Genomic DNA, 21,037 nt, shown 5'->3' with positions numbered 1-21,037 from the left:
CCAAGCAATGGCGAGGCTCAAGGAATGGCGATGAACGTGGTGCGCTGGGGCATGATCGGTTGCGGCAGCGTCGCTGAACGCAAGAGCGGGCCGGCCTTCTACAAGGCCCCCGGCTCGGCGTTGGTGGCGGTGATGGGGCGACGTCTCGAAGCGGTGAGCGATTACGCCTCGCGCCACGGCATCGCCCGGACTTACACCGACGTCGATGCCCTGATCAACGATCCCGAGGTGGACGCGGTGTACATCGCCACGCCCCCCGACAGCCATCACGCCTACAGCCTGAAAGTTGCCGCCGCCGGCAAGCATTGCTGCGTGGAAAAACCCATGGCGCTCAACGTCGGGCAAAGCCGCGAAATGCAGCAGGTGTTTACCGACGCCGGTTTGCATCTGTTCGTTTCCTATTACCGCCGTTCGCTGCCGCGTTTCCAGCAGGTTCGGCAATGGTTGCAACAAGGGCGCATCGGTGAGGTGCGGCACCTGAGCTGGACGCTGACCAAGGCGCCATCGCCCAAGGATCTGGACGGCAGCGACAACTGGCGCACCGATCCGACGGTGGCCGGTGGCGGCTATTTCGCGGATCTGGCCAGTCACGGATTCGACCTGTTTCAGTATCTGCTTGGCGACATCGTTGAAGTCGCCGGTTTCACGGCGCGTCAGGCCGGGTTGTACGCGGCGGAAGACGCGGTCAGTGCGAGTTGGCGATTCGCATCCGGCGCGTTGGGCATGGGTTGCTGGAGCTTTGTCGCGGACCGGCGCGAGGATCGGGTCGAGATCATTGGCAGCCAAGGGCGGATTCGTTTCTCTGTGTTCGACGAGCATCCGGTCGAGCTGCACGCCGATGAGAAGATCAGCCTGGAAATCCCTCATCACGAACACATCCAGTGGCACCACGTACTGGGCATGAACGCGCAGATTCGCGGTGAGTCGCAGCATCCGGCCGTTGCCGCAGAGGCCCTGAAGACCGATTGGGTCATGGATCAAATCCTCAAGCGCCACTGAACTTTCAGGCTTCACACCTTTCCTTGTGGGAGCGAGCCTGCTCGCGATAGCGGACTGTCAGCCGATGAAAGTGTTGACTGACCCGACGCTATCGCGAGCAGGCTCGCTCCCACAGTATTTTGTGCGCATCTAACCTTATGCTCATTCGGTATTTCTCAAGCTTGTCATAACGTCTCTAAGATCACGTCATAACTCGTTATGACAAGTGATCCCGTGATGACCGATAACGTTCTCTCCCTGGGCAGCGTCCCGCTGCACACCCAACTGCGCGACGTGCTGCGCGCCCGCATTCTCGACGGCGAATACCCGCAAGACAGTCAGATGCCGTCCGAAAGCGAGCTCGGCACGCTGTTCAAGGTCAGCCGCATCACCGTGCGCCAGGCCCTGGGCGATCTGCAGAAAGAAGGGCTGATCTTCAAGATCCACGGCAAAGGCACCTTCGTCGCCAAACCCAAGACCTTTCAAAACGTCAGCACCCTGCAAGGCCTCGCCGAGTCCATGACCGGTCGTGGCTACGAGGTGATCAACCGCCTGCGCAGCTTCAAATTCATCGCCGCCGACAAACTGGTTGCCGAGCGTTTGCAGGTCGCCGAAGGCGAAATCGTCGCGCAGATCAAACGTGTACGGCTGATCAACCGCGAGCCGATCTCGCTGGAAATCACCTACCTGCCCAAAGCCGTCGGCGAGCGGCTGGAGAAGGCCGATCTGGTGACCCGCGACATCTTCCTGATCCTCGAAAACGACTGCGGCATCGCCCTCGGCCACGCGGATCTGGCCATCGACGCGGTGCTGGCCGACAGCGACCTGACCCAGGCGCTGAACGTCGAGGCCGGCTCGCCGATCATGCGTATCGAACGTCTGACCCACGACGCCCACGGCCGGCCGCTGGACTTCGAACACCTTTACTACCGTGGCGATGCGTTCCAGTACCGCCTGCGGATCGACCGGCAAAAAGGGGCCTGACCATGACCCGCAACACCTTAGAGCAGGAATACGACATCGTCGTGATCGGCGGCGGCACGGCTGGCCCGATGGCGGCGATCAAGGCCAAGGAAAAGAACAAGGACCTGCGCGTGCTGCTGGTCGACAAGGCCAACGTCAAGCGCAGCGGCGCGATCAGCATGGGCATGGACGGCCTGAACAACGCGATCATTCCCGGCCACTCCACACCCGAGCAGTACACCAAGGAAATCACCATCGCCAACGACGGCATCGTCAATCAGGCAGCGGTGTACGCCTACGCGACGCACAGTTTCGAAACCATCGAGCAGCTCGACCGCTGGGGCGTGAAGTTCGAGAAGGACGAAACCGGCGATTACGCGGTGAAAAAAGTCCACCACATGGGCGCCTACGTGCTGCCGATGCCGGAAGGGCACGACATCAAGAAAGTCCTGTATCGCCAGTTGAAGCGTGCGCGGGTGAGCATCACCAACCGACTGGTCTGCACCCGTTTGCTGACTGACGAGGAGGGCGCGGTCAACGGCGTGATGGGGTTTGACTGCCGCACCGCCGACTTCCATGTGATCAAGGCCAAGGCTGTGATTCTTGCTTGCGGCGCGGCCGGGCGACTCGGTCTGCCGTCCTCGGGTTACCTGATGGGCACCTACGAAAACCCGACCAACGCCGGCGACGGTTACGCAATGGCGTATCACGCCGGGGCTGAACTGGCGAACCTCGAGTGCTTCCAGATCAACCCGCTGATCAAGGACTACAACGGCCCGGCCTGCGCCTACGTCACCGGTCCGTTGGGTGGCTACACCGCCAACAACAAGGGCGAACGCTTCATCGAGTGCGACTACTGGAGCGGGCAGATGATGTGGGAATTCCATCAGGAACTGGAAAGCGGCAACGGCCCGGTGTTCCTCAAGCTCGATCACCTGGCCGAGGAAACTATCCAGAACATCGAGGAAATCCTCCACAGCAACGAACGCCCGAGTCGCGGCCAGTTTCACGCCAATCGCGGCACCGACTACCGCACGCAGATGGTCGAGATGCACATCTCCGAAATCGGTTTTTGCAGCGGTCATTCGGCGTCCGGCGTGTGGGTCAACGAGCGGGCCGAGACCTCGGTGAAAGGTTTGTACTCGGCCGGTGACATGGCCGCCGTACCGCACAACTACATGCTTGGTGCGTTCACCTACGGCTGGTTTGCGGGCAACAACGCGGCGGAGTTTGTCGCCGGGCGCGAGTTCTCCGCGCTGGATACCGAGCAGATCGAAAAGGAAAAGGCCCGGGTCTACGCACCGCTGGATCGCGAACACGGGCTGCCGCCGGCGCAGGTCGAGTACAAGCTGCGGCGCTTCGTCAACGATTACCTGCAGCCGCCGAAAGTGACGAAGAAGATGGAAATCGGCCTGCAACGCTTCAGCGACATCGAGCGCGATCTCAACGAGATGAAGGCCAACAACGCGCACGAACTGATGCGCGCCATGGAAACCAGCGTGATCCGCGACTGCGCCGAAATGGCTGCCCGCGCCTCGCTGTTCCGCGCCGAAAGCCGCTGGGGCCTGTACCACTATCGCGTCGATCACCCGCAACGGGACGACCGCGAATGGTTCTGCCACTGCCACCTGAAGAAGGGCGAGGACGGGCGCATGACCAGTTTCAAGAAAGCCGTCGAGCCTTACATCATCCCCCTCGATGCCGAGGAAATGCAGGCCTACGACCGCCTTCGGGTCGGCGCTTACGCCGCTTGATGCATCACTAGAGAGAGTCCGAACCATGGCCTATCAAGCCCAGGAAATCTTCTTCCGCTCCAATGCCCCCGTCACCGTGGACGAGGACAAATGCATCGCCGAAAAGGGCTGCACCGTGTGCGTCGACGTCTGCCCGATGGACCTGCTGGCGATCAACCCGGCCACCCAAAAGGCCTACATGGCCTTCGATGAATGCTGGTACTGCATGCCGTGCGAAAAGGACTGCCCGACCGGTGCCGTCAAAGTCGACATCCCTTATCTCCTGCGATGACCCCAAATCCACTGTGGGAGGGGGCTTGCTCCCGAAGAGGCCGGCATTGCTGGCATCACTATTGACTGAAACACCGCTTTCGCGAGCAAGCCCGCTCCCACAGGGGGTTTGTAGCGAGCCGATAGCCATCCGTAAACCCCGGACGCTGGATTCACCAAACACCCCTCGTTTCCCACCGCGCCCTGATCGCGGCGGAGACGAACATCCTATAAATGATTCGAGGGGATTCAACCATGTTGCGTGCAGCAATCGCCGGTCTGGTACTGGCTTCGTTCACCCTGTCGGCCTCGGCCGAAACCATCCGCATCGCCATCGGCACCCAGGACACCACCATCAACTGCGCCGCCGGCGGGCTGTTGATTCGCGAGCTGGGCCTGCTCGACAAATACCTGCCTCACGACGGCGCCTACAAAGACGCCAAATACGACGTGCAGTGGAAGAACTTCACCAGCGGCGCACCGCTGACCAACGAGATGGTCGCCGGCAAACTCGACTTCGGCGCCATGGCCGACTTCCCCGGTGCGTTCAACGGCGTGGCGTTCGAAACCGCCGGCAAACACAGCCTGTTCATCAGCGTGCTGTCGGGCAGCATCAAGGGCAGCGGCAACGGCATCGTGGTGCCGAGCGCGTCGGGCGTGCAGTCACTGAGTGAACTCAAGGGCAAGACCATTTCCGTGCCGTTCGCCTCCACCGCCCACGGCATGTTGCTGCGTGCCGTTGCAGAGCAGGGTTGGGATCCGTTGAAGGATGTGAACATCATCGCCCAGCCGCCGGAGGTCGCAGGTTCCGCGTTGCAGGCCGGGAAGATCGACGCTCACGCCGACTTCGTGCCGTTCGCCGAACTGTTCCCGAGCCGTGGCTTCGCCCGCAAGATCTACGACGGCGCCCAGGCCAATGCGCCGACCTTCCACGGTGCGCTGGTGGATCAGGCCTACGCGAAGCAGTACCCGGAAATCGTCGTCGCCTACCTGCGTGCAAGCATCGAGGCCAATCAACTGTTGGCCGCTGAACCTGAGAAGTACAGCGAGCTGATTGCCAAGGTCACTGGCGTCGATGCCGAGGTCAATTACCTGTTCCACGGCCCGCTCGGCGTGCAGACCCGTGATCTGAGCTGGAAACCGGAATATCGCCAGGCTGTGGGCACCGCCATCGACACGCTGAAGCTGCTGAAGAAAGCCGATCGTGGACTCGATCTGAACACCTTTATCGACGATCAGTACATCCGTGCAGCGTTCAAGGCTTCCGGTCTGGATTACACCGCGCAACTGGCCAACTACGCGCAGACGCCGCTGAAGTCTGTCGATACGGTGACTGGAAAAACCATCAGCGATTTCAGCCATGTTGCGGAAATCTGGGTGCGGGGGGAGGACAAGGTCCGGCGTTATGCCTCGGCTGAAGAGGCGTTCACGGCGCTGGCCGGCCTGAAATCGGAGGGCAAGAACATCCGTGCGGTGTATGCGCAGGCGAGTGACAGCGGGATCAAGTTGCTGGCGGAGCAGGCGTGGTTTGCCAGTGATGCGAAGGGACGGCTCAGCGCGTTTTTGTTGAAGGGGCAGGCGCAGCAATTTGCCTCGGCGCAGGGTGGGAAGGTCTTCGACTTCACCGATGCCACGACCCAGGCAGTGGCCGCACGCTAACAGCAGATCAAAAGCTTTCCCTCACCCTAACCCTCCCGAAACGTCGGACCGCCCGGAGGGAGAGGGGACTGACCGAGGTGTTTGCTGGAGCTACGCCGACCTGAAATACCGAGCCGAACTCAGGTCTTGAAAGGCTTGAAGATCGGCTCCCTTTCCCCCTCGCCCCCTTGGGGGAGAGGGCTGGGGTGAGGGGGTAAATCTCAGCCACAACACAGCTCCATAATTGGAAACCCGATCCATGAAGTCACCCACCCTACGCTGGACATCGAGAGCCGCCTCATTGCTCCTCTGCCTGCTCTTCTGGCAACTAGCCGCCAGCTACCACTGGAACCTCGGCCTGGTCACCTTCGCCAACGTCCCGACCCCGCTGGCCGTGATCCAAGCCGCCCTCGGCCTGGGCGACTCCGGCAAGCTCATCCAGCACCTGAGCGCCAGCCTCGGCCGGGTCTTCGCCGGCTACCTCGCGGCGCTGGTGATCGGCATCGCCCTGGGCCTGGCCATCGGCCGGTCGAAATGGGCCGAAGACCTGCTGCTGCCGCCACTGGAAGTGCTGCGCCCGATCCCCGCCGTGGCGTGGATTCCACTGGCGATCCTGATGTTCCCGTCGTCGGAATTGTCGATGGTGTTCATCACCTTCACCGGCGCGCTGTTCCCGATCCTGCTCAACACCGTGCACGGCGTCGAAGGCGTCGACCCGCGCCTGATCGCCTCGGCCAAAAGCCTCGGGGCGGGGCGTCGGGCGATTCTGCTGGAAGTGATCCTGCCGGGTGCTGCACCGAGCATCATCACTGGGCTGGCGATCGGCATGGGCACCTCGTGGTTCTGTCTGGTGACCGCCGAAATGATCTCCGGCCAGTTCGGCATCGGTTACTACACCTGGGAGTCCTACACCATTCAGAACTACGCCGACATCGTGGTCGGCATGTTGCTGATCGGCGTGTTGGGCATGGGCAGCAGCCTGCTGATCAAACGCCTGGGCGGACTATTCACGCCCTGGCACCGACCACGAGGAAAAGCCTGATGAGCGTGATGCAAACCCCGGAAGGGCGGATCGACATCCGCCAGTTGTCCATCGTCCTCGGCGAAGGCCGGCAAGCGTTCGAAGCGGTGCAGGGCCTGGACTGCCAGATCGAGCCGGGCCAGTTCGTGTGCATTCTCGGCCCGTCCGGTTGCGGCAAATCGACCTTGCTCGGCGCGCTGGCCGGGCATCTGCAACCTCACCGGGGGCAGTTGAAAGTCGACGGCGCCGAAGTGTCCGGCCCGTCACCGCAACGCGGCATGGTGTTCCAGCATCACACCTTGTTCCCGTGGCGCACGGTGCGCGACAACGTTGCCTTCGGCCTGAAGATGCGCGGCATCGGCAAAGCCGAGCGCCACCGCGCCGCCGACGACATCCTCAAACTGGTCGGCCTCGAAGGTTTCGCCGAACGCTGGCCGGATCAACTGTCCGGCGGCATGCAGCAACGGGTGGAGATCGCCCGGGTACTGGTCAATCGGCCACGGCTGTTACTGATGGACGAACCCTTCGGTGCGCTGGACGCGCTGACCCGACTGAACATGCAGGAACTGCTGCTGGACATCTGGACGCGAATTCGCACCACCGTGGTGTTCGTCACCCATGACATCGACGAAGCGCTGTTCCTCGCCGATCGCTTGCTGGTGATGAGCGCGCGGCCGGGGCGGATCATCGAAGACTTGCGCCTGGATTTCCCACGCCCACGCACCACCGAACTGGTCACCAGCCACGCGTTCTCGCGCCTCAAGCGCCACTGCCTCGACCTGCTGCGCCACGACAACGACCGACCGCTGCCGCGCCTCAACCCGCTCGGTTTGCCTCCTGAAAACGCCTTGCCGAGATTTGCCCTGTGACCTCATTTTTTGCTGTGACCGATAACGACGACATTCTCGCCCTGCAACCGCGCCTGACCGCCGATGACGCCGGTGTGCGGCGGATTGCCCTGATCGACCTGGCTGACCTCGAAGAGCCGGACGGCTTGCTCTGGCTGGTCGAGCGACTGGCTGAAGACCCCGCCGAAGAAGTGCGTGCCGAAGCGGCGCGCCTATTGGAGGCCTGGGAAGACGAGCCGGTGGTTGAAGCGCTGTGCCAGGCGCTGACGGATCCGTCGCCGGCGGTGCAAGCCGCTGCGGCGCAGAGCCTGAGCCTGCTCAAGACCGAAGCGGCGGGCAGGGTGATTCTGCCGTGGACCGCCCATGCCGACACCGGCGTGCGGGTTGCCGCGTTCCGGGCCTTGCGCGAGTTGCGTTTCCCCGGCGCTGCGCCTGCCGCGATTCAGGCGTTGAACGATGCTGATGCGAGTGTGCGCCGCGAAGCCGTCGGCGTGCTCGGCTGGCTCAAGCAACTCGACGCACTGCCGGCCTTGGCCCGCCTGGCGAGTGATGACCCGGACACCGAAGTACGCCGCGCCGCCACCGGCGCCCTGGGTCTGGCAAGTGACGCTGACGTGCTGCCTGCGTTGCGTCAGGCCTTGCAGGACCACGCTTGGCAAGTACGCGAAGAAGCCGCGACCACCCTCGGCAAGGTCGGCCACACCGACGCCGGGCCGGCGCTGATCGAAGCCTTGGCCGACGACTACTGGCAAGTGCGCCTGCGCGCCACCCGCAGCCTCGGCCGTTTGCGTTACGCACCGGCCCTCGACGCCTTGATCGAAACCCTCGGCCATCGCATCAGCAACCTGCGCAAGGAAGCGGCGCTGGCGCTGGGCGAGTTGAATGATCGCGGCGCCGTGGCAGCGTTGCAGGCCGCGCAGGACGACGGCGACCCGGAAGTGCGAAAAGCCGTGCGGATTGCCTTGAGTCAGCTGCAATGAATCCGCTGGCGATCGGTAATTCTCAAAGTGAACACCGCTTGCGGTTGAGCTGGCCGGATGGCCGCGAGCAGTTGCTCGACCATGCCGAACTGCGCCGCCAGTGCCCGTGCTCGCAGTGCCGGGCGTTTCGCCTGCGGGGTTCGCCGCCAATGGTTGACCCGCGTGTGCGGGTCATCGAATTGAACGCTCAGGGCTACGGCCTGCAACTGGTGTTCAGCGATGGTCATCAACGCGGGATCTATCCATGGCAGTACCTGGCGCAACTCAAACCTTAGGCTCACCGCAATCAATCGGGGCTCAGAAAGACTTATTGACACTGGCCACGACCGTCGCAGGGGGATCGCGTGGCTGTTCAAGGGCAGCAGGCTCAGGGGGCCGATCTGTTGCTCCAGGCCGATGGTCCGCGCCGCGTTGACGGTGTAGGCGTAGAACGGTTTGAGCTGACTGGCGGTGCTTGTCAGGAAATTCCCACAAGAGTACAAATGTACTCCATGATGACTCTGACTCCCCGCCGTACCGCCATCCTGACCTTTATCCGCGAACGCATCGCCGAACACGGTCAGCCCCCAAGCCTCGCTGAAATCAGCGAGGCTTTTGGTTTTGCCTCCCGCAGCGTGGCGCGCAAGCATGTGCTGGCGCTCACCGAAGCCGGGTTCATCGAGGTCAATCCGCATCAGGCCCGGGGCATTCGCCTGCTCGGGCAGCCGCCGCGGCCGGAACTGCTCGACGTACCGGTGCTCGGCCGGGTAGCTGCCGGTGCGCCCATCGGCGCCGATGCCGATATCCACAATCGCCTGATGCTCGATCCCGCGCTGTTCTCCCGTACGCCCGACTACATGCTGCGGGTGCAGGGCGACTCGATGATCGAGGACGGCATTCTCGACGGCGATCTGGTCGGCGTGCGGCGCAACCCCGAGGCCCTCAACGGGCAGATCGTGGTGGCGCGGCTCGACGGCGAGGTCACCATCAAACGCTTCGAGCGGGTCGGCGATGAGGTTCGCCTGCTGCCGCGCAACCCGGCGTACCAGCCGATTGTGGTGCGTGACGATCAGGACCTGGCCATTGAAGGCGTGTTCTGCGGTCTGGTGAGGCAAGGCTGATGGGGGCCGTCGTTGCGCTGGATACGCTGTTCAATGGCGGCCAGGTCTGGAAGGGCCGGCCTGCGCCACCGACCGCCAGCCCGCAACCCACCGGGCACGCCGCGCTGGACGCGGCCTTGCCCAGTGGCGGCTGGCCGGAAGCGGCGCTGAGCGAAATCCTCCTGGCCGGGCCCGGTGTCGGCGAGCTGCAACTGGTGTGGCCGACCTTGGCGCGGCTGTCGGCGGCGGGCGAGCGCATCGTGCTGGTGGCGCCACCGTTCGTGCCGTACCCGCAAGCCTGGGCCAATGCCGGGGTCGATCTGCGTCAGTTGTCGGTGATCCGGGCCAGCGAACGCGATGCCTTGTGGGCGGCGGAACAATGCCTGCGCTCGGGCAGTTGCGGCGCGGTGCTGTGCTGGCCGCACAAGGCCGATGACCGCGCCTTGCGCCGTTTGCAGGTGGCGGCGGAAACCGGCCAGACCCTGGCGTTCGCGTGGCGGCCCTTGAGCGAAGCGGTCAACCCGTCGCCAGCCGCGTTGCGTATCGCCATTGATGCGCGCCCGGCGCAATTGCGCGTGCTCAAGTGCCGGGGCGGACTGGCGCGCAGCGCACCGATTGCCTTCGCCGTGGGGCATTGAGGTCGCCATGCGCTGGGTTTGTATTCTGTTCCCGCAATTGGCCCTCGACGCCGTGCTGCGTCAGCGCCCCGATCCCGAGCAACCGTTGGCGCTGCTCAGCGGCCCGGCCCAGCGCCGGGTGCTGCAAGCGGTCAACCCGGCAGCGCGGGCATTGGGCTTGCGTCCGGGTCAGTCGATGACCGCCGCGCAAGCCATGAGCAAAGGGTTCGCCACCGTCGATTACGATTCGGCCGAGGTCGAGCACTGGCAGCAGTTTCTCGCCGCCTGGGCCTATCGTTTCAGCGCTCAGGTCAGCGTGCATTACCCGCGCACCGTGGTGTTCGAGATCGAGTCGAGCCTCGGGCTGTTCGGTTCCTGGGCGCAGTTCGAAGCACGGTTGCGCACGGAACTGACGGAGCTGGGCTTTCGGCACCGCATCGTTGCCGCGCCCAACCCGGTGGCGGCGCGGGTGTTGGCCAACGCCTATGACGGGTTGGTAGTGCCCGACGGTGAAGCTCTGCGCCATCACCTCGGGCAACTGCCGGTCGACCGCGTCGGGCTTGAACCGAGCGTGGCCACGGCGTTGTCGCGCATGGGCCTGCGCAACCTCCATCAGGTGCAGAGCCTGCCGCGTCAGGCCCTGGCCCGGCGTTTCGAGGCACCGATGCTCAAGCACCTGGACACGCTGTTCGGCGCACGGCCGCTGGCGTTGGCGTTCTACCTGCCGCCGGATCGTTTCGATGTGCGCATCGAACTCAACTTCGACGTGCAGTCCCATCAGGCGCTGTTGTTCCCGTTGCGCCGCCTGACATCCGATCTGGCGGCGTTTTTGTGCGGGCGCGACAGCGGCGTGCAGCGCTTCGATCTGCACCTTGAACACGCCGGGTTGCCGGACACGCTGATCAAGGTCGGCCTGCTCAGCGCCGAGCGGGATCCGGCGATGCTCTTTGAACTGGCCCGTGGCCGACTGGAGCAGGTGCAGATCGAAGCCCCGGTGCGCGGTTTTCGTCTGCGCGCCGAAGACTTGCCGAGTTTCGTGCCGCAGTTTCAGGAACTGTTCGACGAGCGCCCGCAGCAGACCTTGCCCTGGGAGCAATTGCGCGAACGCCTGCGTGCGCGGCTGGGGGATGAGGCGGTGCAGGGCCTGCGCTTTCAGGCCGATCATCGCCCGGAGTGCGCGTGGCAGAACGCTGATGACAAACAGCGTTGCCCTGCATTGCCGGGCGTGCAGCGTCCGGGCTGGTTGCTGGGCGAGCCGCAGTCGGTGCCCGAAGGTTCGGCACGCATCCTCATGGGGCCGGAACGCATCGAGTCCGGCTGGTGGGACGGTGATGACGTGCGCCGCGACTATTACCTGATCCAGAACCGCGCTGGCCAGCAAGGCTGGGCGTACCGGGCAGTGGGTGAGGGCGGCCCGTTGTGGCTGCAGGGCTGGTTCGCGTGAATCTGGGTTATGCCGAGCTGCACTGTCTGTCGAACTTCAGTTTTCAGCGTGGTGCTTCGAGTGCGCTGGAACTGTTCCAGCGGGCGAAAAAACATGGCTATCAGGCGCTGGCGATCACCGATGAATGCACCCTGGCCGGGATCGTCCGTGCCTGGCAAGCGGCAAAATCTGTGGAGCTGCCGCTGATTATCGGCAGCGAGATGCGCATCGAAAACGGCCCGAAACTGGTATTGCTGGTCGAAAACATCGAGGGTTATCAAACGCTGTGCGGCTTGATCACCCAGGCTCGACGGCGCACCCAGAAAGGCCAGTATCAAATACTGCGCGAGGACTTCAGCGAGCCGTTGCCCGGATTGCTGGTGTTGTGGGTGCCGGAGGCGGTCGATGACATGAAAGAGGGCCGTTGGCTGAAGCAGACCTTCGGTGAACGCCTGTGGCTGGCGGTGCAGTTGCATCGCGGGCAGAACGATCAGCAGCGGTTGACCGCGTTGCTGAGCCTGGCGGATGAACTGCAGATCCCCGCCGTGGCCAGTGGTGATGTGCACATGCACGCCCGTGGCCGGCGAGCCTTGCAGGACACCATGACTGCGATCCGTCACCACGTCCCGGTGGCCGAAGCCGGATTGCGTCTGCATCCCAACGGCGAACGGCATTTGCGCTGCCTCGATGTGTTGCGCGAGTTGTATCCGCAGACCTTGCTGGACGAGTCGGTGAAACTGGCCCGCCGCTGCACGTTCGATCTGGGTGAGTTGCGCTATCAATACCCCAAAGAACTGGTGCCTGAAGAGCACAACGCCAGCTCCTGGCTGCGCCACCTGACTGAACAAGGTATCGCCTGGCGTTGGCCGAAAGGCGCACAGCCCAAGGTGCTCAAGCAGATCGACGATGAGCTGAAGTTGATCGCCGAGCTCGGCTACGAAAGCTACTTCCTCACCGTACACGACGTGGTGCGCTTCGCCCGGGAGCAGAAAATCCTCTGCCAGGGCCGGGGCTCGGCGGCCAACTCGGCGGTGTGTTTTGCCTTGGGCATCACCGAGATCGACCCGGACCGCACCACGCTGCTGTTCGAGCGTTTCATGTCGAGGGAGCGCAACGAGCCGCCGGACATCGACGTGGATTTCGAGCACGAGCGCCGGGAAGAAGTCCTGCAATACGTGTTTCGTCGTTATGGCCGTCGTCGTGCGGCACTGACGGCGGTGGTCAGCACCTATCACGCTTCCGGCGCGATCCGTGACGTGGCCAAGGCGCTGGGCTTGCCGCCGGACCAGATCAATGCGCTGGCCGATTGCTGCGGCCACTGGAGCGATGAAACGCCGCCCGTGGAACGCCTGCGCGAAAACGGCTTCGACCCGGACAGCCCGATCCTGCACCGGGTACTGAGCCTGACCGGGCAACTGATCGGTTTTCCCCGGCATCTGTCGCAGCACCCCGGCGGTTTCGTGATTTCCGAGCAACCGCTGGACACCCTGGTGCCGGTGGAAAACGCCGCCATGGCCGACCGCACGATCATCCAGTGGGACAAGGACGATCTCGACGCCGTCGGGCTGCTCAAGGTGGATATCCTCGCCCTTGGCATGCTCAGCGCGATTCGCCGTTGCTTCGACCTGCTGCGCCGCCATCGCCATCAGGACCTGAGCCTGGCCACCATCCCGCCTGACGATCGCCCGACCTACGACATGATCAGCCGCGCCGACACCATCGGCGTGTTCCAGATCGAGTCCCGGGCACAGATGTCGATGCTGCCGCGCCTGCGCCCGCAAACCTTCTACGACCTGGTGATCGAAGTGGCCATTGTCCGGCCGGGGCCGATCCAGGGCGGGATGGTGCATCCGTACCTGCGCCGCCGGAACAAGGAAGAAAAGGAAACCTATCCGTCCCCGGAGCTGGAGGTGGTGCTCAAGCGCACCCTCGGCGTGCCGCTGTTTCAGGAACAGGTGATGCAGATCGCCATCGTCGCCGCCGACTACAGCCCCGGCGAGGCCGACCAGTTGCGCCGTTCCATGGCGGCGTGGAAACGCCACGGCGGGCTGGAACCGCACAAGGAACGGCTGGCGGCCGGCATGAAGAAAAACGGCTACAGCCCGGAATTCGCCGCGCAGATCTTCGAGCAGATCAAGGGTTTCGGCAGCTATGGTTTTCCCGAGTCCCACGCCGCCAGTTTTGCCTTGCTGACCTATGCCAGTTGCTGGCTCAAGTGCCATGAACCGGCGGCGTTTGCCTGTGCGCTGATCAACAGCTGGCCGATGGGTTTCTACAGCCCGGACCAGATTCTTCAGGATGCGCGCCGGCATCATTTGCAGATCCGCCCGGTGGACGTGCGCGCCAGCGACTGGGATTGCAGTCTGGAGCCGATTGTTGGCGCACAACCGGCGATCCGCATGGGCCTGCGGATGATCAAGGGTTTTCGCGAGGAAGATGCGCGCAGCATTGAAAGCGCTCGGACGAGGGGCGCGTTTGCCGATGTCGCCGACCTGGGCGAACGGGCCGGGCTCGACAGTCGGGCCCAGGCATTGCTGGCGGATGCCGGGGCGTTGCGCGGCCTGGCCGGTCACCGCCATCGTGCGCGCTGGGAGGTGGCCGGGGTGCAGAAACAGCTCGGGTTGTTTGCCGGATTGCCGAGTCAGGAAGAACCGGATGTGCGGCTGCCCACGCCGAGTGTCAGCGAAGACCTGTTCACGGACTACGCCACGCTGGGCACCACGCTGGGGCCGCACCCGCTGACGCTGTTGCGCAACGAGTTGCGGGCGCGGCGCTGTCGCAGTTCCCGGGAATTGTTGGAGGTCGAGCACGGGCGACCGGTCAGCGTGGCGGGGCTGGTGACCGGCCGCCAGCGTCCGGGCACTGCCAGCGGCGTGACTTTCGTGACCCTGGAAGACGAGTTCGGCAACGTCAATGTGGTGGTCTGGCGCGATCTCGCCGAGCGCCAGCGTCAGGTGCTGGTCGGTTCGCAGCTGCTCAAGGTTGACGGCCGCTGGGAGCGCGAAGGCGAGGTGCGGCACCTGATCGCCGGACGCCTGAGTGATCTGACTCCGCTGCTCAACGGCATCCGTATACAGAGCCGCGACTTCCACTGATCAGCGCTGTGGCCAGAACCGCTCGCCACCCCCCGGCGCTTCCGTCCACGCTTGCAACGAGCGGGTTGGCAGATCGAAATAATCCCGGGTTCGCGCATAACCATGCCCGCCCATGCGACCGATCGCATCGAGCCCCAATTGATCGATGTACAGGGTTTTCGGGTCGATCAACTCGTCGCGCACATGGGCCATCAACACCTCGCCAAAAATGATCTCCCGTGACTGGCCGATGTTCAGCGCCATCATTCGCCGACATTCCAGCGCCACCGGTGCTGCGGACGCTCATAAATGTCGGTCGGGGTGCCGATCTGCAGGATCTTGCCGGCATACATCACCGCGATCCGGTCGGACAGGGTCAACGCTTCTTTCTGATCGTGGGTGACGAAGAAGACCCAGCATCTCGAGGCCGAAGGCGATATTCTGCGCGACACTCATGTGCGGAAACAGCGCGTAACTCTGGAACACCGTGTTGACCCCGACGCTTGAACGGCGGCAGGTGGTTCACGGTTTCGCCCGCCAGCCGGATCGCCAGGGTCATCAGAATACCGCGTGGATACGTTGCGCACTTCAATGGCTATTGGCTGACCTGTAATGGTGCAATCCTCTAATTATTGTATGCAATATATGAATGCAATTTAGAGGTGCCCGGATTAATCTGCTGGCGCAACCCCCCATTTACCTGACTGAGTCGTTCGTCGGGCAGCGTTGCCAGCATTGAAGGAGTTTTCAAATGACCGAGAAAAAAACGGAAACCACGGTCCACCGCGTCTACCAAGGGGTTTACGAGGCGATCAGCAAGCGTTCGCTGCGTCCGGGGATGAAGCTGGGCGAGGCGTCGCTGGCGGAATTGTTCAATGTCAGCCGCACGTCGGTTCGCGCGGCACTCAAGCAATTGGAGGCCGACGGGCTGGTTACCACCGAGCCCAATAAAGGTGCGTCGGTGTCGTTGCCCAGTGATGAAGAAATCCGTTCGCTGTTCGAAACCCGGCGCCTGATCGAGATCGGCATCGTCACCGAGCTGTGCCGGCGCAAGGATTCCGCCGCGATGCAGGACCTGCGCGAACACCTGCTGCTGGAAGATGAGGCCCACGCGGCCGGAGACCACGAACGGCTGATTCACCTGCTCGGCGAGTTCCACCTCAAACTGGCCCGCAGCCTGAACAACCCGGTGCTGCTCGACTGGTTCCAGAAGCTGATTTCCCGCGCTTCGCTGTACGCCGCCGCGCTGGACGACGACAGCCACCAAGCCTGTCGCGACGATGAGCATCTGCGCCTGATCGAGTTTATCGAGGCCGGTAATCAGAGCGCGGCCATCGAGCTGACCTGCATGCACCTGGACGGCATCCAGAAGGCGATTCTCGACGTCGCTGCGAAGATGAAGAGCGGCTACCACCCGCTCAAACACCTGATCGAAGTCTGAGTCTTGGCCGGGTCCGAAATCGGCTATACCTCTAATGAAACCAATGAGGCCTCTCGATGCTCGAAACACACGGGCGTGGCGTCAGAGGGCGTTGCGAAATCGGTCGAAAACCACAGGACATTGAGTCAATCGATGCAGTTTTTATCCGATAGTCACGGTTGTGACGGCTGGCAGGGCGAGATGGCCGGGCGAATCCGTGCGTTCGACTGGAGCGGGACCGATCTGGGCCCTCTCGAATCCTGGCCGGCCAGCCTGTGCAGCACGGTGCAGTTGATGCTCGCTTCTCCGTTGCCGATGGTCATGCTCTGGGGCCGTGCCGGCTACATGATCTACAACGATGCCTACTCGCGGTTCGCCGGCGGCCGCCACCCGTACCTGCTCGGCGTGCCGGTGGAGCTGGGCTGGCCGGAGGTCGCCGACTTCAATCGGCATGTGGTCGACACCTGCCTGGCGGGCGGCACCCTGGAGTACCGCAACAAGGTGCTGGTGCTGTTGCGCGATGGCGTGCCCGAGGATGTCTGGCTCGACCTTTATTACAGCCCGGTGGCCAACGATGCCGGGGTTCCGGCCGGCGTCATGGCGATGGTGGTGGAGACTACCGAGCTGGTGCTGTCCGAACGTCTGCGTCAGGCTGCCGAAGACGCCTACCGCGCCGACAATGAACGGGTTCGGCTGGCGCTGAATGCCGGGGCGCTGCTCGGCTCGTTTGTCTGGGACGTCAGAAACAACGTGCTGTCGGCCGACGAGCGATTCGCCCGGACATTTTCCTACCCGCCTGATCAAGACCTGACCAACCTGCCGCAGCATATCGCCGAAGCGCACATTCACCCGGACGATCGCAATTGGGTACGGGAGTGCGTGGAGAATTCGGTACGTACCGGCGAGCCCTACAACGCCGAATACCGAGTGGTGCGTGCCGATGGCAGTTGTCTGTGGGTACTCGCCAGCGGCGCCTGCGAATTTGACGAGCAGGGCCGGCCGTTCCGTTTCCCCGGCGTGCTGATCGACATTCACGAGCGCAAGACCGCCGAAGAATCCCTGCTCAAGTTCACCCGCAACCTCGAACAGCGTGTGGCGGATGAAGTCGAGGCGCGCCTCACCGCCGAAGAGCAATTGCGTCAGTCGCAGAAACTCGAAGCCATCGGCGGCCTCACGGGCGGCGTGGCCCACGACTTCAACAACCTGTTGCAAGTGATCGCCGGCAACCTGCACCTGCTGGCCCGTCATGAACCGGACAATGCCAACGTGCAACGCCGGGTCAGCGCCTCGCTGGCGGCGGTGGACCGCGGGGCCAAGCTGTCCTCGCAACTGCTGGCGTTTGCCCGGCGCCAGCCGCTGTCGCCGGCAGTGTGCGATCCACGGCAGATCTTCGAAGGTGTCGGCGAATTGCTGCAACGGGCACTGGGGGAAACCATTCAGATTGATGTGCAACTGCCCGAGGAACCGTGGCACATCAACGTCGACCGCAATCAACTGGAAAACGCCATTCTCAATCTGGCGATCAACGCCCGGGATGCCATGAAAGGCGAGGGCACGATCGTGCTCGGCGCCGCCAATACGTCACTGGATCGGACGTTCTGCGCCGGCAAGGGCATCGCGCCGGGGGATTTTGTGCGGGTTTCGGTCAGTGACAGCGGCGTCGGCATCGCCCCGCACATGCTGGAGCAGGTCTTCGAACCGTTCTTCACCACCAAGGCTGACGGCCAGGGCACGGGCCTGGGCTTGAGCATGGTGTTCGGTTTCGTCAAACAGAGCGGCGGGCATGTCGAGATCGACAGCCACGTCGGCGAGGGCACGCGGGTGCAGTTGTATTTTCCGCGCAGCTTGCGACCGATGCTCGATGAAACGCCAGGCGCGCAACGTCAACAGGCGGGCGGCAACGAGACCATTCTGGTGGTCGAAGACAACGAAGCGGTGCGCACCTCCGCTGTCGAACTGTTGCGCGAGGAAGGTTACCGGGTGCTGATCGCCGGCAATGGCGACACGGCCATGCAAATGCTGCTGGAGGGGGCCCGGGTCGACCTGATCTTTACCGACGTGGTCATGCCCGGGCTGATCAAAAGTTCCGATCTCGCCGCCTGGGCCAAGGTGCAAATGCCGCCGGTGGCCGTGCTGTTCACCTCCGGCCACACCCGCGACATCATCTCGCGCAATCACCAGCTCAGTCCGGACACCCATTTGCTCGGCAAGCCCTACGGGCCCGAGGCGTTGTTGCAAATGATCCGTGCGGTGCTGAGTGCCTGAGCCATTTCTCTTCAGACCAAGGTTGGCCGATGACTTCCAAGCGCAGCTCCAGTTCCGCCGCCGGCATGGTCCGAGTGCGCGGTGCCCGCGAACACAATCTGCAGAACGTTGACGTCGATATTCCCCGGGATGCGCTGGTGGTGTTTACCGGGGTGTCCGGTTCGGGCAAGTCGTCGCTGGCGTTTTCTACCTTGTATGCCGAAGCGCAGCGCCGCTATTTCGAATCGGTGGCGCCCTACGCGCGGCGGCTGATCGATCAGGTCGGCGTGCCGGACGTCGATTCCATTGAGGGCCTGCCGCCGGCCGTGGCCCTGCAGCAACAACGCGGCACGCCGAGCACGCGCTCGTCGGTGGGCAGCGTCACCACGCTGTCGAGCCTGATCCGCATGCTGTACTCCCGCGCCGGCAGTTACCCGGCGGGTCAGCCGATGCTGTACGCCGAGGACTTCTCGCCGAATACGCCACAAGGTGCCTGTCCGCAATGCCATGGACTGGGCCGGGTTTATGAAGTGACCGAAGCCTTGATGGTGCCGGATCCGAATCTGACCATCCGCCAGCGCGCCGTGGCCTCCTGGCCGTTGGCCTGGCAGGGTCAGAACCTGCGCGACATCCTGGTGACCATGGGCATCGACGTCGACATACCCTGGCGCAAGCTGCCGAAAAAGCAGCGCGACTGGATCCTCTTCACCGAGGAAACGCCAACGGTTCCGGTGTACGCCGGGCTGACGCCGGAAGAAACCCGCGTCGCCCTCGAACGCAAGATGGAGCCCAGTTATCAAGGCACGTTCACCGGTGCCCGGCGCTACATCCTGCACACCTTCACCCATTCGCAAAGTGCGCTGATGAAGAAGCGCGTGTCGCAATTCATGCTCGGCAGCCTGTGCCCGTTGTGCGATGGCAAGCGCCTCAAACGCGAGGCGCTGTCGGTGACGTTTGCCGGCCATGACATCGGCGAGTTGTCGCGAATGCCGCTGCTGCAAGTCGCTGAGGTCTTGAAGCCGGTAGCTGACGCGAGCTGGCTGGAACAGGTCGATGAGCCCGGCGAAACCCTGACGCACAGCCAGACCCGCGAAGCCCGGCAACAGCGCGTAGCCCATGGCGCCATCGGCCACACCCACGCACCGGACGTGCGTCACACCCCCAATCTGTCGCTGGAAAAACGCCTGGCGGCGCAGCGCATCGCCGAGGACCTGTTGGAGCGGGTCAGTACCCTGACCGATCTCGGCCTCGGTTATCTGTCGCTGGAGCGCAGCACGCCGACCCTGTCGTCAGGCGAGCTGCAACGCCTGCGACTGGCCACCCAACTGGGCTCGCAATTGTTCGGCGTGATCTATGTGCTCGACGAACCTTCCGCGGGCCTGCACCCGGCTGACGGCGAGGCGCTGTTCGAGGCGTTGCAGCGTCTGAAGGCCGACGGCAACAGCGTGTTTGTGGTCGAGCACGATCTGGACACCATGCGCCGCGCCGACTGGCTGATCGATGTCGGCCCGGCGGCGGGTGAAAAGGGCGGGCAGATTCTCTACAGCGGCCCGCCGCCGGGGCTGGCAGCGATCGAGCAGTCGCAGACCCGCGCCTATCTGTTCGCCGAACAGCAACGCACCACACGCGCCGCGCGCAAACCGTCGGGCTGGCTGAAGCTCGACGGCGTTACCCGCAACAATCTCGATAACCTCAGCGCCGAATTTCCGCTGGGTTGTTTCACCTCGGTCACCGGCGTCTCCGGTTCCGGCAAATCGAGTCTGGTCAGCCAGGCGCTGCTGGAACTGGTCGGCGCGCAGCTCGGGCGCAGCGCCAGTGATGCCGAGCCGGAGGAACTCAATCTGGAAGACGATACCCCGACTGCCAGCACCGGCCAGGTCAGCGCCGGGCTGGAGTCGATCAAACGTCTGGTGCAGGTCGATCAGAAACCCATCGGCCGTACCCCACGTTCGAATCTGGCGACCTACACCGGGCTGTTCGACAACGTGCGCAAGTTGTTCGCCGCGACCGACGAGGCGAAAGCGGCGGGTTACGACGCCGGGCAGTTTTCCTTCAACGTTGCCAAGGGCCGTTGCCCGACTTGCGAGGGCGAGGGTTTTGTCAGTGTCGAGTTGCTGTTCATGCCCAGCGTTTACGCGCCGTGCCCGACCTGCCATGGCGCACGTTACAACCCCGACACGTTGGCCATCCTCTGGCAGGGCTTGAGCATCGCGCAGGTGCTGCAATTGACCGTGGACGAGGCGGTAACGGTGTTTGCCGGGCAACCGGCGATTCGTCGTTCACTGGAAGTGCTGCGCGATATCGGCCTTGGTTATCTGCGCCTCGGGCAACCGGCGACCGAATTGTCCGGGGGTGAGGCACAGCGGATCAAACTGGCTACCGAGCTGCAGCGCAATCAGCGCGGCGCAACGTTGTATGTGCTCGACGAGCCTACCACCGGCTTGCATCCGCGAGATGTCGACCGCTTGTTGGAACAACTGGACAATCTGGTGAGCGCAGGACACACGGTGATTGTGGTCGAGCATGAAATGCGCGTGGTGGCGCAGAGCGACTGGGTGATCGACATCGGCCCGGGTGCCGGAGACCAGGGCGGCAAGATCGTCGTGGCCGGGACACCGCAGAAAGTGGCGGCGAGCAAGAAGAGCCGGACTGCGCCGTTTCTCGCCCGTGCCTTGAACCGATAACTGCGTCGCCTGGGCGGGCCTCATCGCGGGCAAGCCCGCTCCCACAGAGTCTGATGTGTTCACGA

16 protein-coding genes and 2 pseudogenes are annotated in these 21,037 nt (G+C 63.5%); 16 read left to right on the top strand and 2 right to left on the bottom strand.

Going from position 1 to position 21,037, the window contains the following annotated elements; genetic code table 11:
• Positions 1–30: 30 nt before the first annotated feature.
• The 13 genes from ACSPX5_RS10870 (at position 31) to ACSPX5_RS10810 (ending at position 14,645) form a co-directional block, all read left to right on the top strand.
• Positions 31–999 (top strand): Gfo/Idh/MocA family protein, encoded by a 969-nt coding sequence (locus ACSPX5_RS10870; RefSeq protein ID WP_439821675.1) that lies wholly within the window; start codon positions 31–33, stop codon positions 997–999.
• Between the two features lie 216 nt (positions 1,000–1,215).
• The gene (locus ACSPX5_RS10865) at positions 1,216–1,962 is read left to right on the top strand and encodes a GntR family transcriptional regulator (protein WP_169430637.1); all 747 of its coding nucleotides are present in this window, start codon (positions 1,216–1,218) and stop codon (positions 1,960–1,962) included.
• Between the two features lie 2 nt (positions 1,963–1,964).
• Complete coding sequence (locus ACSPX5_RS10860; RefSeq protein ID WP_439821674.1) at positions 1,965–3,695, top strand: fumarate reductase/succinate dehydrogenase flavoprotein subunit; 1,731 nt, start codon at positions 1,965–1,967, stop codon at positions 3,693–3,695.
• Between the two features lie 25 nt (positions 3,696–3,720).
• Positions 3,721–3,966 (top strand): 4Fe-4S dicluster domain-containing protein, encoded by a 246-nt coding sequence (locus ACSPX5_RS10855; protein WP_003225615.1) that lies wholly within the window; start codon positions 3,721–3,723, stop codon positions 3,964–3,966.
• 233 nt (positions 3,967–4,199) lie between these two features.
• Entirely contained in the window at positions 4,200–5,603 is a 1,404-nt protein-coding gene (locus ACSPX5_RS10850; RefSeq protein WP_439821673.1) for an ABC transporter substrate-binding protein, read from the top strand.
• A 238-nt stretch (positions 5,604–5,841) separates the two neighbouring features.
• Positions 5,842–6,624 (top strand): ABC transporter permease, encoded by a 783-nt coding sequence (locus tag ACSPX5_RS10845; RefSeq protein ID WP_439821672.1) that lies wholly within the window; start codon positions 5,842–5,844, stop codon positions 6,622–6,624.
• Positions 6,624–7,472, top strand: coding sequence for an ABC transporter ATP-binding protein (locus tag ACSPX5_RS10840; RefSeq protein ID WP_439821671.1), 849 nt, complete (start codon positions 6,624–6,626; stop codon positions 7,470–7,472). The genes ACSPX5_RS10845 and ACSPX5_RS10840 overlap by 1 nt, the downstream gene beginning before the upstream one ends.
• Positions 7,469–8,431 carry a HEAT repeat domain-containing protein gene (locus ACSPX5_RS10835; protein WP_439821670.1) on the top strand — a complete coding sequence of 321 codons (963 nt, stop codon included), beginning with the start codon at positions 7,469–7,471 and terminating at the stop codon, positions 8,429–8,431. Before ACSPX5_RS10840 ends, ACSPX5_RS10835 begins: the two co-directional genes overlap by 4 nt.
• Positions 8,428–8,706 carry a DUF971 domain-containing protein gene (locus tag ACSPX5_RS10830; RefSeq protein WP_439821669.1) on the top strand — a complete coding sequence of 93 codons (279 nt, stop codon included), beginning with the start codon at positions 8,428–8,430 and terminating at the stop codon, positions 8,704–8,706. Before ACSPX5_RS10835 ends, ACSPX5_RS10830 begins: the two co-directional genes overlap by 4 nt.
• A gap of 207 nt (positions 8,707–8,913) precedes the next feature.
• Positions 8,914–9,531, top strand: a complete 618-nt coding sequence (gene lexA / locus ACSPX5_RS10825) for a transcriptional repressor LexA (RefSeq protein WP_439821668.1) — start codon at positions 8,914–8,916, stop codon at positions 9,529–9,531.
• Positions 9,531–10,148, top strand: coding sequence for a translesion DNA synthesis-associated protein ImuA (gene imuA, locus ACSPX5_RS10820; RefSeq protein WP_439821667.1), 618 nt, complete (start codon positions 9,531–9,533; stop codon positions 10,146–10,148). Before lexA ends, imuA begins: the two co-directional genes overlap by 1 nt.
• Positions 10,149–10,155: 7 nt before the next feature.
• Positions 10,156–11,571, top strand: a complete 1,416-nt coding sequence (locus ACSPX5_RS10815) for a Y-family DNA polymerase (protein WP_439821666.1) — start codon at positions 10,156–10,158, stop codon at positions 11,569–11,571.
• On the top strand, positions 11,547–14,645 hold the full coding sequence (locus tag ACSPX5_RS10810) for an error-prone DNA polymerase (RefSeq protein ID WP_439821665.1): 3,099 nt from the start codon (positions 11,547–11,549) through the stop codon (positions 14,643–14,645). The genes ACSPX5_RS10815 and ACSPX5_RS10810 overlap by 25 nt, the downstream gene beginning before the upstream one ends.
• On the opposite strand, the pseudogene ACSPX5_RS10805 reads toward ACSPX5_RS10810, so the two are convergent.
• Both ACSPX5_RS10805 and ACSPX5_RS10800 read right to left on the bottom strand, forming a co-directional pair.
• Positions 14,646–14,918, bottom strand: a pseudogene (locus ACSPX5_RS10805) (flavin reductase family protein); the annotation flags it as partial. It lies immediately after the preceding gene.
• Positions 14,909–15,238, bottom strand: a pseudogene (locus ACSPX5_RS10800) (spermidine/putrescine ABC transporter ATP-binding protein); the annotation flags it as partial. The pseudogenes ACSPX5_RS10805 and ACSPX5_RS10800, both read right to left, overlap by 10 nt.
• A gap of 137 nt (positions 15,239–15,375) precedes the next feature.
• Between ACSPX5_RS10800 and ACSPX5_RS10795 the strand changes: the two are divergent.
• From ACSPX5_RS10795 to ACSPX5_RS10785, 3 genes are all read left to right on the top strand, one after another.
• Complete coding sequence (locus ACSPX5_RS10795; protein WP_439821664.1) at positions 15,376–16,065, top strand: GntR family transcriptional regulator; 690 nt, start codon at positions 15,376–15,378, stop codon at positions 16,063–16,065.
• Positions 16,066–16,197: 132 nt separating this feature from the next.
• On the top strand, positions 16,198–18,309 hold the full coding sequence (locus ACSPX5_RS10790) for an ATP-binding protein (RefSeq protein WP_439821663.1): 2,112 nt from the start codon (positions 16,198–16,200) through the stop codon (positions 18,307–18,309).
• A gap of 29 nt (positions 18,310–18,338) precedes the next feature.
• Complete coding sequence (locus ACSPX5_RS10785) at positions 18,339–20,972, top strand: excinuclease ABC subunit A (protein WP_439821662.1); 2,634 nt, start codon at positions 18,339–18,341, stop codon at positions 20,970–20,972.
• Positions 20,973–21,037 lie beyond the last annotated feature (65 nt).

Origin of the sequence: Pseudomonas sp. HLG18 (assembly GCF_051903985.1) — a bacterium.
Taxonomy (GTDB): Bacteria; Pseudomonadota; Gammaproteobacteria; order Pseudomonadales; family Pseudomonadaceae; genus Aquipseudomonas; species Aquipseudomonas fluorescens_BT.
This window is presented reverse-complemented; position numbering and strand designations above follow the sequence as displayed.